The 14,484-nt window shown below is 71.6% G+C and carries 12 protein-coding genes; 8 read left to right on the top strand and 4 right to left on the bottom strand.

All coding sequences use genetic code 11. The features are described 5' to 3' along the window. Nucleotides 1–21: 21 nt before the first annotated feature. Nucleotides 22–1,530 carry a phytoene desaturase family protein gene (locus tag J4573_RS55655; protein WP_208261398.1) on the top strand — a complete coding sequence of 503 codons (1,509 nt, stop codon included), beginning with the start codon at nt 22–24 and terminating at the stop codon, nt 1,528–1,530. A gap of 14 nt (nt 1,531–1,544) precedes the next feature. Here the strand turns inward: J4573_RS55655 and J4573_RS40205 are convergent, their stop codons facing one another. Both J4573_RS40205 and J4573_RS40200 read right to left on the bottom strand, forming a co-directional pair. After that, nucleotides 1,545–2,765 carry a GNAT family N-acetyltransferase gene (locus tag J4573_RS40205; RefSeq protein WP_208261397.1) on the bottom strand — a complete coding sequence of 407 codons (1,221 nt, stop codon included), beginning with the start codon at nt 2,763–2,765 and terminating at the stop codon, nt 1,545–1,547. A 79-nt stretch (nt 2,766–2,844) separates the two neighbouring features. Further along, entirely contained in the window at nt 2,845–4,695 is a 1,851-nt protein-coding gene (locus J4573_RS40200) for a M3 family oligoendopeptidase (RefSeq protein ID WP_208261396.1), read from the bottom strand. Nucleotides 4,696–4,863: 168 nt separating this feature from the next. On the opposite strand from J4573_RS40200, the gene J4573_RS40195 reads away from it, so the two are divergent. Both J4573_RS40195 and J4573_RS40190 read left to right on the top strand, forming a co-directional pair. Continuing rightward, entirely contained in the window at nt 4,864–5,223 is a 360-nt protein-coding gene (locus tag J4573_RS40195; RefSeq protein WP_208261395.1) for an Lsr2 dimerization domain-containing protein, read from the top strand. A 9-nt stretch (nt 5,224–5,232) separates the two neighbouring features. Continuing rightward, a complete protein-coding gene (locus J4573_RS40190) occupies nt 5,233–5,559 on the top strand; it encodes a histone-like nucleoid-structuring protein Lsr2 (RefSeq protein ID WP_208261394.1) in 327 nt (108 codons plus the stop codon). Nucleotides 5,560–5,688: 129 nt separating this feature from the next. Here J4573_RS40190 and J4573_RS40185 read toward each other — a convergent pair whose 3' ends face one another. Then, nucleotides 5,689–6,108, bottom strand: a complete 420-nt coding sequence (locus J4573_RS40185) for a hypothetical protein (RefSeq protein ID WP_208261393.1) — start codon at nt 6,106–6,108, stop codon at nt 5,689–5,691. Between the two features lie 239 nt (nt 6,109–6,347). Between J4573_RS40185 and J4573_RS40180 the strand changes: the two genes are divergently transcribed. The 5 genes from J4573_RS40180 to J4573_RS40160 are packed head-to-tail and all read left to right on the top strand — an operon-like array spanning nt 6,348 to nt 12,867. After that, nucleotides 6,348–7,751: a hypothetical protein gene (locus J4573_RS40180; protein ID WP_208261392.1), complete on the top strand. Its 1,404-nt coding sequence runs from the start codon at nt 6,348–6,350 to the stop codon at nt 7,749–7,751. Continuing rightward, the gene (locus J4573_RS40175) at nt 7,744–9,735 is read left to right on the top strand and encodes a GMC family oxidoreductase (protein WP_208261391.1); all 1,992 of its coding nucleotides are present in this window, start codon (nt 7,744–7,746) and stop codon (nt 9,733–9,735) included. Before J4573_RS40180 ends, J4573_RS40175 begins: the two co-directional genes overlap by 8 nt. Then, a complete protein-coding gene (locus tag J4573_RS56405; RefSeq protein ID WP_208261390.1) occupies nt 9,732–11,297 on the top strand; it encodes a GMC oxidoreductase in 1,566 nt (521 codons plus the stop codon). Before J4573_RS40175 ends, J4573_RS56405 begins: the two co-directional genes overlap by 4 nt. Beyond that, on the top strand, nt 11,294–12,298 hold the full coding sequence (locus J4573_RS40165) for an alpha/beta hydrolase (protein WP_208261389.1): 1,005 nt from the start codon (nt 11,294–11,296) through the stop codon (nt 12,296–12,298). Before J4573_RS56405 ends, J4573_RS40165 begins: the two co-directional genes overlap by 4 nt. After that, on the top strand, nt 12,283–12,867 hold the full coding sequence (locus tag J4573_RS40160) for a hypothetical protein (protein WP_208261388.1): 585 nt from the start codon (nt 12,283–12,285) through the stop codon (nt 12,865–12,867). Before J4573_RS40165 ends, J4573_RS40160 begins: the two co-directional genes overlap by 16 nt. Here the strand turns inward: J4573_RS40160 and J4573_RS40155 are convergent. After that, on the bottom strand, nt 12,862–14,418 hold the full coding sequence (locus tag J4573_RS40155) for a CYTH and CHAD domain-containing protein (RefSeq protein ID WP_208261387.1): 1,557 nt from the start codon (nt 14,416–14,418) through the stop codon (nt 12,862–12,864). The two genes, J4573_RS40160 and J4573_RS40155, sit on opposite strands and share 6 nt — an antisense overlap. Nucleotides 14,419–14,484: the final 66 nt, after the last annotated feature.

The following is a 14,484-nucleotide window of genomic DNA, read 5'->3' as shown; positions in this document are numbered from 1 at the left end:
GCGCTGCGTAACGTGGCAGGCATGAAGTACGACGTCGTCATCGCGGGCGGAGGGCACAACGGCCTGGTGGCCGCCGCCTATCTCGCCAAGGCCGGCCGTAACGTCCTGCTTTTGGAACGGCAGGACCATCTCGGCGGCCTCGCGGTATCGGAACGGGTCTTCCCCGGCGTGGACGCGCGTTTGTCGCGCTACTCGTATCTGGTGAGCCTGCTGCCCACGCGGGTCATCACGGATCTGAACCTGCCGATCGAACTCCGGCCCCGGCGATTCGCCTCCTACACGCCCGTGGGCGCGGCCGGTCTGCTGGTCGACGACGAGGATTCCGCGCGCACGGCGGCCTCTTTCGCCGCCATAACCGGGAACGACAAGGATTTCGAGGCGTGGAACCGGTTCTACGGGCAGGCGGGGCACATCGCACGGACGGTGGCGCCCACTCTGCTGGAGCCTCTCCGTGACGCCGGGGAGCTTCGCGGGATCGTTGGTGACGACGAGGCGTGGCGCGATTTCTTCGAAACCCCGATCGGCGCGGTCGTGGACGAGCGATTCTCCGATGACGAGGTGCGCGGAGTCGTCCTCACCGACGCCCTGATTGGAACGTTCACGGATCCGGCGGACGTTTCAATGCTCGCCAATCGGTGCTTTCTCTACCATGTGATCGGGAACGGTACAGGAGACTGGAATGTGCCCGTCGGCGGAATGGGCGCCGTGACGCGGGCACTGGCCGACGCGGCGCGCGCGGCGGGCGCCGAACTGCACACCGAAATGGACGTGCTGAACATTGATCCGTCCGGCGAGGTGACGTTCCGCGACTCCGGCGGCGCCGAGCACGCGGTGAGCGGGGAATGGATCCTGCAGAACCTTCCCGGGCAGGGTCTTGATCCAGGACCAGAAGGCGCGCAGCTGAAAATCAACATGGTCCTGTCGCGCCTGCCCCGGCTGCGCGATTCGTCGATTCGGCCCGACGAGGCCTTCGGCGGGACGTTCCACATCAACGAGGGTCGGGACAAACTCGCCGCCGCCTATGCTGAGGCGAGTTCGGGCAGAATCCCGTCGCTTCCGCCGGCCGAGATCTACTGCCACTCGCTCACCGACCCGTCGATCCTCGGACCCGATCTGCGAGCGGCGGGAGCGCAGACCCTGACACTCTTCGGCCTGCACATGCCCGCGCGGCTCTTCCGTTCGGATCCGGACCGGGCGCGCGAGGAGGCGGTGCGCGCCACGCTCGCCTCGATGAACTCGGTGCTGGACGAGCCCATCGAGGACTGTCTCCTGCGCACGCCCGACGGCGCTCTCTGCCTGGAGGCCAAGTCTCCCGTTGACCTGGAGAACGACGCCGGGCTGCCGGGCGGGCACATCTTCCACCGCGACCTGTCCTGGCCGTACGCCGAGGATCCCGGCGACCGCGGCCGGTGGGGCGTGGAGACCGAGCACCGCCGGATCCTGCTCTGCGGTGCAGGCGCCCGGCGGGGCGGCGGCGTCAGCGGTATCCCGGGCCACAACGCGGCCCGGGCCGTTCTCCAGGCCTCTTGAACTCTCCAGGCTTTCTAGAAGTCGTCGTTAGTGTGCGGGGTCAGCGGGACCTCCAAGGCCCTGTCCAGCCGTGCGGCGGCGCCGGGCGTGTGCTCGGTGACCAGCCCGGCGCGCACCAGGCGGCGCACCTGCGTGCCGCCCAGGTAGACCGATCCGAGCTCGGCGACGTCCATGGTGAGGTCGGGTGCGTCGGCGGTCGCCTCGCAGCGCGGGTCGCCACCCGTGGTCAACCGCCAGCGTTCCTCGTTGGAGGGCAGCCTGCGGTCCTTGACCTCGATCACCAGGCTGTCCTCGCCCGCCCATGAACGCTTCCGCAGCGCGAACGGAACGTCCACCAGACGCACCCACAGCGCGCCCCAGTCGCCCTCGATCGTGACCTGGTCGGGGTCGGACGCCAGCAGCGGGAGCAGGTCGTCCACCGGGCGGCCGGCCGCCTGGATCTTGCCGGTGAGGTCGATCTCGGCCAGATATCGCCAGAGCGCCGCCTCGACCGCCGTGTCATCGGCCTCGAGCTCCTGCAGCCGCACGATGCCGGGCGCACGGGTGTCCTCGTTCTCGCCTCGGGTCCGGTAGATCGCGTAACCGCCGGGATCGCCCTCTAGGACGACGATCCGGACCTCGGAGTACTCGTCGTGCCAGTGGTCGACGCGCGGCGCGATCCCCTCGGTCCACCACTCGTCGTCCCTGGCCAGCCCGCCCGGCCGGCGCGCGATCGCCCGTTCGTGCAGCGGGCCGAGCACCGTAGGGATCTCGTCCCGTTCGATCAGGCGCAGCGGGCGCGTGTCGGGCTCGACGCGCAGGCCCAGCGGCCGTGAGGTGTCGACCTCGAGCGTGATGGAACGATCGGCCTGGCCGAACCCGTACCGGCCGTAGATCCCCGCCTGTGAGGCCCACAGCGCGGCCACCGGGCGGCCCGCCTCGACCGCGTCGGCGTGCATGCGCTCGATCATCGCGGTGAGCACGCCGCGGCGCCGGTGCGTCGGCAGCACGCCGACCATCGTGACCGCCGAGCAGTCCAGCAGCGCGCCGGGTACCGAGAGCCGCATCGGCAGCGCGGCCAGCTGCCCGACCAGGGTGCCGCCGGAGTAGGCGCCGATCCGCTCGGCGCGCCGCGGCACCCAGCGGAACCGGTCGCGCACGTCGTCCTCGATGCGCACGTGGAACACCAGGTCGGTGATGTCGAGCATGCGCTCCAGCTCGGACTCCGGAACCGAACGGATCTCAAGATCACTCATATCTACCACCGTAAGTGAGCGTCCGTGGGCGGACGCATCCGGCTGCCCACTGAACACCCAAAACGGGTCAAATGTCGCGTCAATTTCCGGGGGTGAGGCCGCCCGCGTCATGGACCGCGGCCTCGGCCGCGTCGAGCTTGCGCTCGACCAGATCCAGGCCGCGATCCCAGAATCCGGGGTCGGCGAGGTCGACGCCCACGATCGCGCCGAGCTCCTCCGGACCGCGCGAACCGCCCGCGCGCAGCAGGTCGAGGTAGCGCGGCACGAACGCCGCGCCCTCCTGCTCATAGCGCGCGTAGACGGCCAGCGCGAGCAGCTGCCCGTAGGCGTAGGCGTACACGTAGCCGGGCGTGCCGATGAAGTGCGGCACGTACGACCACCAGGTCCGATAGCCGTCGGTGACCTCGACCGAGTCGCCGAACATCTCCGCCTGCGAATCGGCCCACAGCTCGCCGAACCGGCCGGTCGACAGCTCGCCCTCCTCGCGCCGATGGGTGTGCACGAGGTGCTCGAAGCGGTTCATCGCGACCTGCCGGAACACCGTCATGATCGAACCCTCGATCGACGCCGCCAGCAGGGACAGCCGCGACTCGGGCGTCGCCGCGCGTTCCAGCAGCCGCCCGAAGACCAGCGTCTCGCCGAAGACCGAAGCGGTCTCGGCGAGGGTCAGCGGCGTCGCCATGTGGAAGATGCCCTGGCCCGCCCCGAGCGAGGCGTGCACGCCGTGGCCGAGCTCGTGCGCGAGCGTCAGCACGTCCCGGCGCTGGTGGGTGTAGTTGAGGAACAGGTAGGGATGCACGCTGGGCGTGGCGTAGGAGCAGAACGCGCCGCCGCGCTTCCCAGGCCGTACGGGCCCGTCGATCCAGCGTTCGTCGTGGAAGCGGGTCACGATCGAGCCCAGCTCAGGCGAGAAGTCGGTGTAGGTCTCGGTCACCAGGTCGCGAGCCTCGCGCCAGGGCACCGTCTCCTGGTCCTGGGTGACCGCGGCCATGCGGTCGTAGTCGGCGAGCCTCTCCAGCCCGAGGCGCCGGGCCTTGAGCCGGTACCAGCGGCGGGGCAGCTCGTAGCGCCCCCGCACGGCCTCGATGAGCGCCCGCACCGAGTCGTCGGGGGCCTCGTTGGCGACGTTGCGGGAGGCCAGCCAGTGCGGATACGAGCGCAGCCGGTCGTCGGTCGCCTTGTCGGCCAGCAGCATGTTGAACGCGTAGGCGCGCGTACGCAGACCCGGCTCCAGGGCCGCCGACACGCGTTCGGCCGCACGGCTGCGCACATCGCGGTCCGGCGACTGGAGGCGGGAGAGCGCGGTCTCCAGCGAGACCGTCCCGGCCGTGTCGTCCAGGTCGACCCGGATCGCCGACGTCTGCTCCTCGAACAGGCGCACCCAGGCGGCGCGCCCCGAGACGGCCTTCTCGGAAAGGATCCGTTCCTCGGGCTCGCTCAGCATGTGCGGGCGGCGCCGCCGGAGCGTCCGCAGGTAGTGCCGGGCGAAGTCGAGGCCCTCGGCGCCTAGCAGGTCCTCGGCCTTCTTGTCGTCCAGAGCGCCCCATTCGAGCTGGAAGAACACCAGCGTCGTGTCGATGGCCGTGCGGCGCTCCTCGACGCGCTGCTTGAGCGCGCCGCGCGCCGGGTCGGCGGTGTCGACCGAGAACGACAGGTTGGCGAACGTCACGGCACGCGTCGCGCGGTCCCTGATCTCGCCCAGCTCGCGCATCGCGGCGACCAGGCCGGGCCCGTCCAGATCGGCGACCGTTCCGGTGTGGGAGGCGGCGAACGCCTCGGCGCGGCGGGAGGCCTCGTCCAGGAGTGCGTCGATCGCGGCGGGCGGATCGGCGGGCGAATCGGCGGTGTGCCCGCCGTCGGTGAGGAGATCGTCGAGATTCCAGGAGACCCGCGCGAGATCGGGGTCCGCGGACGCTTCCGAGGCGGTCATGTCCCTCACCCTACGGAATTCCACATATTTGACTACCGACCGTCGGCGCCATGTCCGGCGTTTGGGTGCCGTTTGGCCAAGGCCCGGCAGTGTGCGGTCGGCGTACCGCAGGGAATCCGCTAAGGTCAGGGGCGCCGTGGGGGCTGAAGGAAGGAAGACGGGGAGCACATGGCCGAGAAGGTCATTCGAGTAGACGACATCGACGGTTCCGAAGGTGGCGATGTCGCCAAGCGCGACTTCGAGATCTTGGACCGGATGTTCACGATCGACTTGAACGATGATAATTACAAGCGCGTCACCGAAGCGCTGGAGACGCTCGCGGTGTTCATCGAGAACTCCACCGAGGTGAAGCGGGCCGGTCGCGGTCGCAAAACCGGCGGCGCGGCGAAGGTGAAGGGCTATACCAACGCCGAAGTGAGAGAATGGGCGAAGCAGAATGGTGTAGAAGCCCCCGAGCGCGGTAAGATCCCCGATGAAATCTATGCCGCGTTCATTGAAGATCACCCGGATGCCAAGCCCGAGACATAGGAGGCTCACGTGGCGCAGAAGGTCGAAGTGCTGCTGGTCGATGACCTGGACGGCGGGAACGCCGACGAGACGGTGAGATTCTCACTTGACGGCGTCGCCTATGAGATCGACCTGAATAAGAAGAACGCCGCAAAGCTTCGCAAGAACATCGAGCCGTACGTCACCGGTGCCCGCAAGGCGCCGCGGTCGGGCAAGCGGCGCGGTGGCGTGCGGACGCCGAGCAACCGTGAGCGTTCCGCCGAGATCCGGGAATGGGCTCGCAAGAGCGGTATCGAGGTCAATGACCGCGGTCGCATTCCCGCCCACGTCATTGAGAAGTACGACGCGGCTCACTGACCTCGTCTGGTCGCATTTGTGCGCCTTCGCCCCGCGAGAACGTGGGGCGAAGGCGCTTGCCGTGGGAGGCGTTCACCGCCGCCGGAAATCTTCCCGGCGCCGGAAAGTTACCGGGCGCCGGAAATTTTCCTAACGCCGCGAGGCGTGTTCCATCGCGCGCAGTGTCCGTGATGTCGCGCAGAAGCTGGCCTGAACGGTCCACATCGCCTGGGTCAGGGAATTGAACAGCCACAGGCGCCGCCTGAGCGCGGGCGCGTCGCCCTCGGCGGCAGCGGCCTGAACGTCGTCGGCCGCGGTGCGCAGCCTGATCAGACGGGCCGACAGAAACCTGATGACCGTCGACCGCCGCTCGTCGTCCCGCAGCGCGGTCACCACGTCCCGCTGAGCGGCCTCGGCCTCGCTCAGCACGCCGCCTGTCGCCCGCTCGATCTCCCGGACCAGCTCGGCGGCGCCCCGCGCACCGTGGGCGTCGGCCGCGAGGATCCGCAGCCGGGCCAGATGCGGGGCGCACCGCCGGTGATGCTCCCGTACGTCGTCCGCCAGAGTCATCGCTCCCTCTTTCGCACCGGGCGGCGAGCGCCCGCTGAGTCCTGTTTCAGGCTCCTGTACGCAGCCGAGGGCGCCAACGGACCAAAGTCCCGCCGTTCGTCACGTTCGGGCGCCGGGGGAACTCGCGCTGCGACCGAACGGGATGTCCTTGAACCGGGTGCCCCGCCCTTACGTGATGGGTGCGAGCGAGTCCAGTTCATGTGCATGTGTCTCCCGCTGACGGGCCGGGGGAGGGTGGCATGGGGTCCAGGTACGGAGTCTCGCTGAGCAAGCGCGCCAACCTGCTGGGCCCCATCGGGGCGATGAAGGCGGTCGATCTGGCGCAGTGGGCGCTGGGCGCCCGCCGCCCCGCACCGCCTGAGGCTGCTGCCGAGGACGCGGGGGAGCGGCGGTCTCTCCTGTACGGGACACTCGTCAATCTGGGCGCCGTGCTGATCGTGGCGGGGCTGGCCTCGGTGGTGTCCGCCCTGCTGTTCACGATTCCGCCGGGGCTGTTCGTGGCCGCGTTCGTGGCGGTCTGCTGCTACCTGTTGCTGGCCGGAACGCGGGCGGCGGCGCAGGGCTCGTGGGCGGCGGGCAGCCTCTTCGCCTGGGCCGCGCTGGCGTTCGCTTTGGTGGTCTTCGCCGGAGCGCAGCTCGCGGGGCTGACGGGCTTCGTTCCCGACCTCGTCCTCGTCTGGCTCGCCGGGGTGCTGGCGTTCGCGCTGGCCGTGCCCGGCTCCCGGCTGCTGACCGTGAGCTGCCTGGGCGTGATCGCCTGGACGGCCCTGGCCTACCTGTTCGGCCGGCCCTACGTCGCGGCGGTGGCGGCGCTGGTCGCCCTCTTCTGGGCGGCGTTGCGGCGACCCGTGTCCCGTCCGTTCGTCGGCGCGCTCACGCTGGCGACCGTCACCGTCGCGACCGCCTATGTCCACGACATCGTCAGGCCCGGCCACTATCCGCTGGCGCCGGGCGCGGGCGAGCTGCTGTTCGCCCTCGCGGCCGTCGGAGCGGCCGGGGCGCTCTGGGCGGTCGCCGTCGCTCTGAAGGGAACGGCCGGGGCCGGGGACGCCGTGATCTCGGCCTCGCGCGGGACGGTCCGGGCCTGCGGGCATGCGGTCCTGGGCCTGGTGGCCGTCCGGCCGCTCTGGGAGGCGGTCCAGGACCGCTTCCAGCACACCGGGGCGCCGCTCACGGCCGGGATCGCGCTGCTGGCGTTCACGGCGATCCTGATGTGGAGCACGCCGACCTCTCCCGGCGACCGGCTGGTGTTCTTCGGTTCGGTGGTGAGGTTCTTCGCTCTGGCGGGCGCGTTGTACGACGTTCCGCCCGGGCTCGGCAACGTCGCGCCACTGCTCGCGGTGGCCGCGCTCGGACTGGTCGCTTACCGGGTCGCCGCGCGGGGCGCGACCCGGGGCGACCCCGTCCGCGTGCTGACCGGCGTGCTCCTCATGGTGATCGTGGCCGGGGCCGCGCTGGTGTTCTGGCGTGGGGGCGCGCCGGCCGCGGCCCCGGTCCTCGTCGCCGCAGGTCTCCTCACGGTGAAGGTCGCACGGGACTGGAACCGGGGCCTTGCCGACGACACCGACACCGAGGCCGGCCCCGAGCTGGAGGAGGACGGGCTGATCCCGCTGCTGCGCGCCTCGGAGGCCGGGAATGCCTGACGACGACGTCGATCGAAGACAGGTGCTGCGCGGTCTCGCCTCGGCGGGCGCCGGGGCGCTGGTCGCCGGGATGGCCGCCGCGACGGCCTTCGACGCCGGCCACGACCCACCGGACGGCCGCGCGGACGAACCACGGCCGGACTGGATCGTCCCCGACTCCGACCCGACGGCCGACCGCCGCGAGTACGACTACATCGTGATCGGGTCGGGCGCGGGCGGCGCCCCGGTGGCCGCCAACCTCGCCGAACGCGGATTCCAGGTCCTCGTCGTCGAAGCGGGCCCCGGGACGATCGCCGAGATCCCCTACTCGGTCCCGGCGTTCCACCTGTTCGCCTCCTCGGACCCGGCGCTCAGCTGGGACTTCTACGTCCGGCACTACACCGATACCGCCCAGCACGGCACCACCTGGGTCAAGGAGCGGCAGGGCGTCCTGTACCCGCGTGCCAGCACGCTCGGCGGCTGCACCGCCCACCACGCGATGCTGACGATGTATCCGGAGAACCAGGACTGGGACGACATCGCGGCCCTCACCGGTGACCCGAGCTGGAACAGCTTCGCGATGCGGCGCCACTTCGAGCGGGTGCGGTCCTGGCTGCCGATCGAGTTCGCGCCGCCCGCGCTGCTGCTCCGGGACCGTACGGTGGCCAGGCTGGTCGGGGCGGCGGCGCTGGAGACGGGCACCGTGACCCGGGGGCTCGGGCAGGGCGTGGACCTCAACCGGTTCGCGGTGGCGGGGCTCGATCTCGACCCGAACGACGCGGCCCACGTCGACGCGTTCCACGAGGGCATGTTCATGATCCCGCAGTCCACGCGGGACGGGCGGCGCTACAGCACCAGAACGCGCCTGCTCCAGGTCGCGGCCGGCCACCCCGGACGGCTCGCGCTCCAGACCGACGCGCTCGTCGAGCGCGTCACGCTGGATCGGGGACACGACGGCACGCTGCGCGCCACCGGGATCGAGCTGCGGCGCGGCCGGCATCTGTACGAGGCCTCGCCGATGAGCGGCGGCCACCCGGGGGAGCGGCGGCAGGTGCGCGCCCGCCGCGAGGTGATCGTGGCGGGCGGGGCGTTCAACAGCCCGCAGCTGCTGATGCTGTCGGGCATCGGGCCGTCCGACCACCTGCGGTCCAAACGCGTTCCGGTGGCGCTCGACCTGCCCGGCGTGGGCGGCAACCTTCAGGACCGGTACGAGATCTCGGTGGTGAGCCGGTTCGACCGCGACTTCGAGATCGTCAAGGGTGCGACGTTCGGGCATCCCGGCGACCCGCTGCTGCGGCAGTGGCGGCGCGGCACCGGGTTTCCGAGCTACGACTCCAACGGCATCATCGCGGGGATCAAGAAGCGGTTCAGCCGGGGGAGCGCGCATCCCGAGCTGTTCGTGTTCGGGTCGCCGAGCCGGTTCGAGGGCTACGCGCCCGGATTCGCGGCCAAGGGAGTCGCCGAGCCCGACTACTTCACCTGGGCGGTGCTGCGCGGCTACACCCACAACGACCTCGGGACCGTACGGCTGCGTTCGGCCGACCCTGCCGCCGTGCCCGACATCAACTTCCGCTACTTCGGCGACGGGCGGGCCGGGGACGCCGACCTGGACGCGATCTGCGAGGGCGTCGAGCTCGCGCGCCGCATCAACGGGCGGGCGACGTCGCTTCGCTGGACGGACGCGGCCCGCGCGACCGAGGTGTTCCCGGGACCCGGGCGGACCGGCCGGGACGAGTTGAAGGCGTTCATCCGCAAGCAGGCGTGGGGGCATCACGCGTCCTGCTCCAACCCGATCGGCTCGCGCGGCAGCCGGCGCGCCGTCGTGGACTCGCGGTTCCGGGTGCACGGCGTCCAGGGCCTGCGCGTCGTGGACGCCTCGGTGTTCCCGTCGATCCCCGGGCTCTTCCCCGTTCTGGCCGTCTACATGATCGCGGAGAAGGCCAGCGAGGACATCCTGCGGGACGCGGCGGTAGCGGCCGGAGCGGCCGGAGGTGCTGCCCTGTGACCGAACGGGAGGCGCTCGCCGATACCGCGCGGCTTGAGGACGAGGCGTCCTTCGACTGCGTCGTGGTCGGATCCGGGTTCGGCGGCGCGGTGATGGCGGCGCGGCTGGCCCCGCACGTTCCTCGCGGCGGGCTGGCCGTGCTGGAACGCGGCCGGGAGTTCATGCCCGGCGACTTCCCGGACGGCGGCCGGGCGGCGATCGACGAGGTGCGCGGGCCGCGCCGCCCGCTGGGGCTCTTCGACATCGGCTTCTCGCCCGACCTCGACCACCTGGTCGCGAACGGGCTGGGCGGCGGGTCCCTGATCTACGCCAACGTCGCGCTGGAGCCCTTGCCCGAGGTCTTCGAACGCTGGCCCACCTCGATCACGCATGCCGCGCTGGCGCCGTACTACGAGCGGGTCCGCCAGATGCTCGCGGTCGAGAAGTACTCCGACGAAGCGGACCGGCCGCCTTTGAAGCGGGTCGAGGTGCTGCGCAGGCTCGCCGCCGACCTGGAGCCCGGCGGCGCGTCGTTCCGCAAGGTGCCGATCGCGGTCAACCTCACCCGCTACGACGGCAAGCCGAACGCCCACGGCGTCCCGCAGGCCAGGTGCACGCTGTGCGGGGACTGCGTGACCGGCTGCAACGCGGGCGCCAAGAACGACCTGACCACCAACTACCTGCCGCTCGCCCGCGCCGGAGGCGCCCGGATCTTCGCGCAGGTCGAGGTCGTTCAGGTGACGCCTTCGCCGAAGCCCGGCCACCGCTACCTGCTGAAGGCGATCAGCCGGGAGCGGCGCGGCGGGCGGGTGACCGAACGGACCGTCCGGATCCACACCAGGCTCTTGGTCGTCGCGGCGGGCACGTTCGGCACCGCGCGCCTCCTGATGACCTCCGCGAGGGAAGGGCCGCTGCGGTTCTCGGCCGCGCTGGGCGCGGGCTTCTCCGGCAACGGCGACGCGTTCTCCATCGGCTACGACGGCACGGAGCGCATGGCGGCAGGCAGGCCCGGGCCGACGATCGTCGCGATGGCCGACCTGCGCGCCGTGCGTGGCGCGGGCTTCGTCGTCCAGGACGGCGCGCTGCCCGCCATCGTCACGCTCGGGCTCAACCCCGTGCTCGGTGCCCGTCGCCTCCAACGCTCCACGGTCTGGCTCGTGGTGGGCCACGACGACTCGCTCGGCGAGCTGGGGCTGGATCGCAGGGGCCGCGTGCGCGTCCACTGGCCGTCCGCCGACCGGGCCCTTCCCGGCGGAGCCGCCGCCGTCTTCGCGCACCTGGCCCGGCTCTCCAAGGCGCGTGTGCTCGACAACCCACGAAGCCGCGCCGGAACGCCCGTCACCGTGCATCCCCTCGGCGGCTGCCGGATGGCCGACTCGGCGGCGGACGGCGTCGTCGACCACATCGGCCGCGTCTACCGGCCCGGCGGGTCGGTCCATCCCGGCCTGTACGTGGCGGACGGCTCGACCTGCGACGGCTCGCTCGGTGCCAACCCGTCCCTGACCATCGCCGCCCTCGCCGAACGCGCCGCCGAACGTATCGTCGCCGACGACCTCCCCGGACTCCTATGGGGTCCCGCATGACCGCCGTGGACCGCCGATGGGGCCTCGCCGCCTGCGCGTCGGTGCTCCTCCTCGGCCTGATCTACGGCCGTCCCGCCCCCGCCGCCCAGCCCGCCGCGGGCTCGGCCGCCACCGGTGGGACGCCCCAGCCGGGACCGGTCGCCGGGCTGGTCGTGCACCGGCTGGACGTGGCATCGATCAAGCCCGGTGCTCCCGGAACGGTCAGGATGGGCACGGTCGCTCCGCCCTCGCCCCGCGCCGACATCGTCTTCGTGCACGGGCACGCCGACCGCCTCGACAACCACGCGGCGCTGATGGGCGCGTGGGTCCGGGCGGGCTTCCGCGTCATTGCCTTCGACCTGCCCTCACACGGGTCCACCCACGTCCAGGCGATCGACGCCTGGTCGTTCGACGACCTCTACAAGCTGGTCCGGCTCGTCGAACGGACGACCGTCGCGCGACCCGACCGGCCGCTGTTCCTGGCGGGCTGGTCGTTCGGCGGCCTGGTCGTCACCCGGCTCGCCCAGACGCCCAAGGCGCTCGCGGGCTTCACCCGCCCGGTGCGCGGGCTGATCCTGCTCGCACCGGCCGTGGACGTCTTCCCGTTCGTCGGCGGTGACGGCATCGCCCGCGCCTCGACCCTCACCCATCCGCCCCACCCGGCGGTCGCCGGTCCGCCCCGGCCCGTCGCGCCGCTGCTCAATCCGGTCTTCGCCGTACGCCTGCTCGCCGAGGCCGCCGCCGGACGCCACACCGACCTCCCGCAAGGCCTGCCCACGCTCGTCCTGGCCGCCGACGAACGCCAGGACCTCTACGTCAAGGAGCGTTCCGTCATCCGCTGGGCCCACCAGAACCCCGCCGCCCAGGTCTACCAGTGCCCCGAGGCCCGCCATTCGCTGGACAACGAGCCCTATCCGATCGGCCCGGCCGTGGCCGCGCGCACCACGACGTTCCTGAACGGGCTGACCGGGGGAGCGAGCCGTTCCGACCCGACGCTGGACCAGACATGCCCGCGCCGATAGAGGTCGAGTTCACCGAGCGCCTCACCGGCCGGATGACACCGATCGGCGACGGACCCCGCGCCTGCGTCGTGGAGGTCAATGATCTGGTGATCCGCGTCGACCTCGGCGCTCGTACGGCACAGGGAGCCCTGCCGGCACGCGTGGCGGGCGGGACGCTGGTGGCGCCGACCCTTCACCCCGGGCCGATGCCGATCAGCGACGGCTCCGTCGAGCTGATCACGGCCGAAGGGCGCATGCACTACGAGATCGAGTTCGCCGCCGCGCACCACCCGGAGCACACGTACGTCCTGGAAGGCGTCAAGAGGCTGGCCGAGCGCCGCTCGCCGTCGCCCCTCACCATCTGGCGCGAGACGACGACCCTCTACAGCCGCATCCACAGCCTGCCCGCCCGGACGCCGCTGCTCACCGGGCCGCTGACCGTCCGCCCGCGAGACTTCTCGCACCAGCTGCGGTCACTCAGAGCTGAGGGCCACCGCGAAGACGCCGCAGCCGCGGTGGCCCTCTTCATCGGCGCCTTCGCGTCGAGGGCGGCCCATGTCTACCTGGGCCGCGCCCTCCGACGCTCATAGGCGCTTGAGGAGCTTCTTGTCGGAGGCCTTGGCCCAGACGCGAGGCAGCTCGTCGAGCCGGTCGGAGTACTTCTGGAGGGTGACCAGAGTGCCGAGCGTGAAGGCGTCGGCGGTACTGATCTGCGGGTCGCCCGCGATCTCCTTGAGGTGCTGGGACGCGACGATCCCGTCCTGGTGCGCACCGAGAACGTCCTGCACCTTCTTGGCCCGGCGCGCGACGCGGCGGGCGGGCTTGCCGAGCACCGGGACGGCGGCCTCGGCGGTGTAGCGCAGGCGCTTGGCGGCCTTGCGCGTGCCGTGCAGTTCGGCGTCGCGTTCCGGCCCGGGCGGCAGGGCCTCGGCCTTCTTGTGCTTGCGCATCATCTTGCGGCGGGCACGCGCGATCGTCTTGCGCTCCTGCTTGCGCTCCTGCTTGCGCTCCTGCTTGCGCGCCGACCGGCGAGCCCGTTCGGTGACGGGCGGGTCGGCCAGGAACGCGTCGAGGCGGTCGAGCAACGCCATGTAGCGAGCGGTGCGGAGCTGGTCGCGCAGCCGCGCCCGTGCGGCCCGTTCCTCGAGCGCCAGGTCCGACAGCCAGCCGGGCTCGGGCTGGGCCGGGCCTCTGCCGACCTCGTCGGGCCCGCCGAGCTCGTCGAGCTGACGGTGGAACCTGGCCTGCAGCACCTCCAGGTCGCGTACCTCGCCCAGGCCGTCGGCCAGCCACTTCAGCTCGGAGTCCAGGACCGCGGGCTTCTCGCCCTCCAGCAGCCGCCGGTGGGTGCGCAGGATGCTGCGGAGGCGGCGGATCGACGTGCGCATCTTGTGCACCGAGTCGTCGTCGTGGTCGGCCAGCCGGACCAGCGGGTCATAGGACAGCATCCGGTCGGTCCGCGACCGCAGGTAGCGGGTCATGGCCTCTGCGGCCGTACGAGACCTTCGCGGCCGTTCGCCGTTCGCGGCGTCGTCGCCCAGGACGACGGAGAGCTTGGTCGGCGCGTCGCTGGAGCGCGCCCCGGAGCCGATCAGGTGGTCACCGACCGCCGCCAGCAGCTCAGGCGTCCCGTCCGCCAGCTCGACCTCCAGCTCGCGCCAGGAGGTGACGCCGTCGCCGAGCTGGTCCAGCCGGAGCCCGGTGACGCGGTCGTCGGCGAGCCTGCCGAGCACCGTTCCGCCGTCCCCGAGCAGGGCCCGCTCGGTACGGTCGGTGCGGAGCTCGGCCACCGGGACCAGCACGGCCCCGCGTGTGTAGGCCAGGACCAGCTCGGCCAGGTCGAGCGGCACGGTCTCCTCGGCCTCCTCGGGATCCCCGGCGGGCCGCCGGAGCTCCTGGCGTTCGCCCTGGGTGCCGCGGGGCAGCTTCAGGTGCCAGCCGTCGTCGTGGCCGCCGGTACGCCGCCGCAGCGTGATCCCGTGCCGCGCGAGCCGCAGGTCCTCGGTGTCGTAATAGCGCGCCAGAAGCGTGAACCGCCGGGTGTCGGCGACCTCGGCCAGCCCCGGCACCTCGCGCAGGTCCGGGAGCGTGAACCGCTGGTCGGTCTCGAACTTTCGCTCCACCTCGACATGGGTGGTCACGCCGAATCGTCTCCTTCCGTCCATCCCCTTCACGGGACGCCTTCACGGGACGAGCCGCGGCAGGCC

It is taken from the genome of Actinomadura barringtoniae (genome assembly GCF_017573505.1).
Taxonomy (GTDB): Bacteria; Actinomycetota; Actinomycetes; order Streptosporangiales; family Streptosporangiaceae; genus Spirillospora; species Spirillospora barringtoniae.
Note: the sequence above shows the minus strand (reverse complement) of the source record. Positions and strands in the feature narration are given on the sequence as shown.

What these genes read in the sequence shown, in the direction of transcription:
- J4573_RS40195 (WP_208261395.1), top strand. Translation starts at nt 4,864, where the DNA reads ATGGCCGAGAAGGTCATTCGAGTAGACGACATCGACGGTTCCGAAGGT.
- J4573_RS40205 (WP_208261397.1), bottom strand. Translation starts at nt 2,765, where the DNA reads ATGAGTGATCTTGAGATCCGTTCGGTTCCGGAGTCCGAGCTGGAGCGC.
- J4573_RS55655 (WP_208261398.1), top strand. Translation starts at nt 22, where the DNA reads ATGAAGTACGACGTCGTCATCGCGGGCGGAGGGCACAACGGCCTGGTG.
- J4573_RS40175 (WP_208261391.1), top strand. Translation starts at nt 7,744, where the DNA reads ATGCCTGACGACGACGTCGATCGAAGACAGGTGCTGCGCGGTCTCGCC.
- J4573_RS40165 (WP_208261389.1), top strand. Translation starts at nt 11,294, where the DNA reads ATGACCGCCGTGGACCGCCGATGGGGCCTCGCCGCCTGCGCGTCGGTG.
- J4573_RS40200 (WP_208261396.1), bottom strand. Translation starts at nt 4,695, where the DNA reads ATGACCGCCTCGGAAGCGTCCGCGGACCCCGATCTCGCGCGGGTCTCC.
- J4573_RS40180 (WP_208261392.1), top strand. Translation starts at nt 6,348, where the DNA reads ATGGGGTCCAGGTACGGAGTCTCGCTGAGCAAGCGCGCCAACCTGCTG.
- J4573_RS40185 (WP_208261393.1), bottom strand. Translation starts at nt 6,108, where the DNA reads ATGACTCTGGCGGACGACGTACGGGAGCATCACCGGCGGTGCGCCCCG.
- J4573_RS40160 (WP_208261388.1), top strand. Translation starts at nt 12,283, where the DNA reads ATGCCCGCGCCGATAGAGGTCGAGTTCACCGAGCGCCTCACCGGCCGG.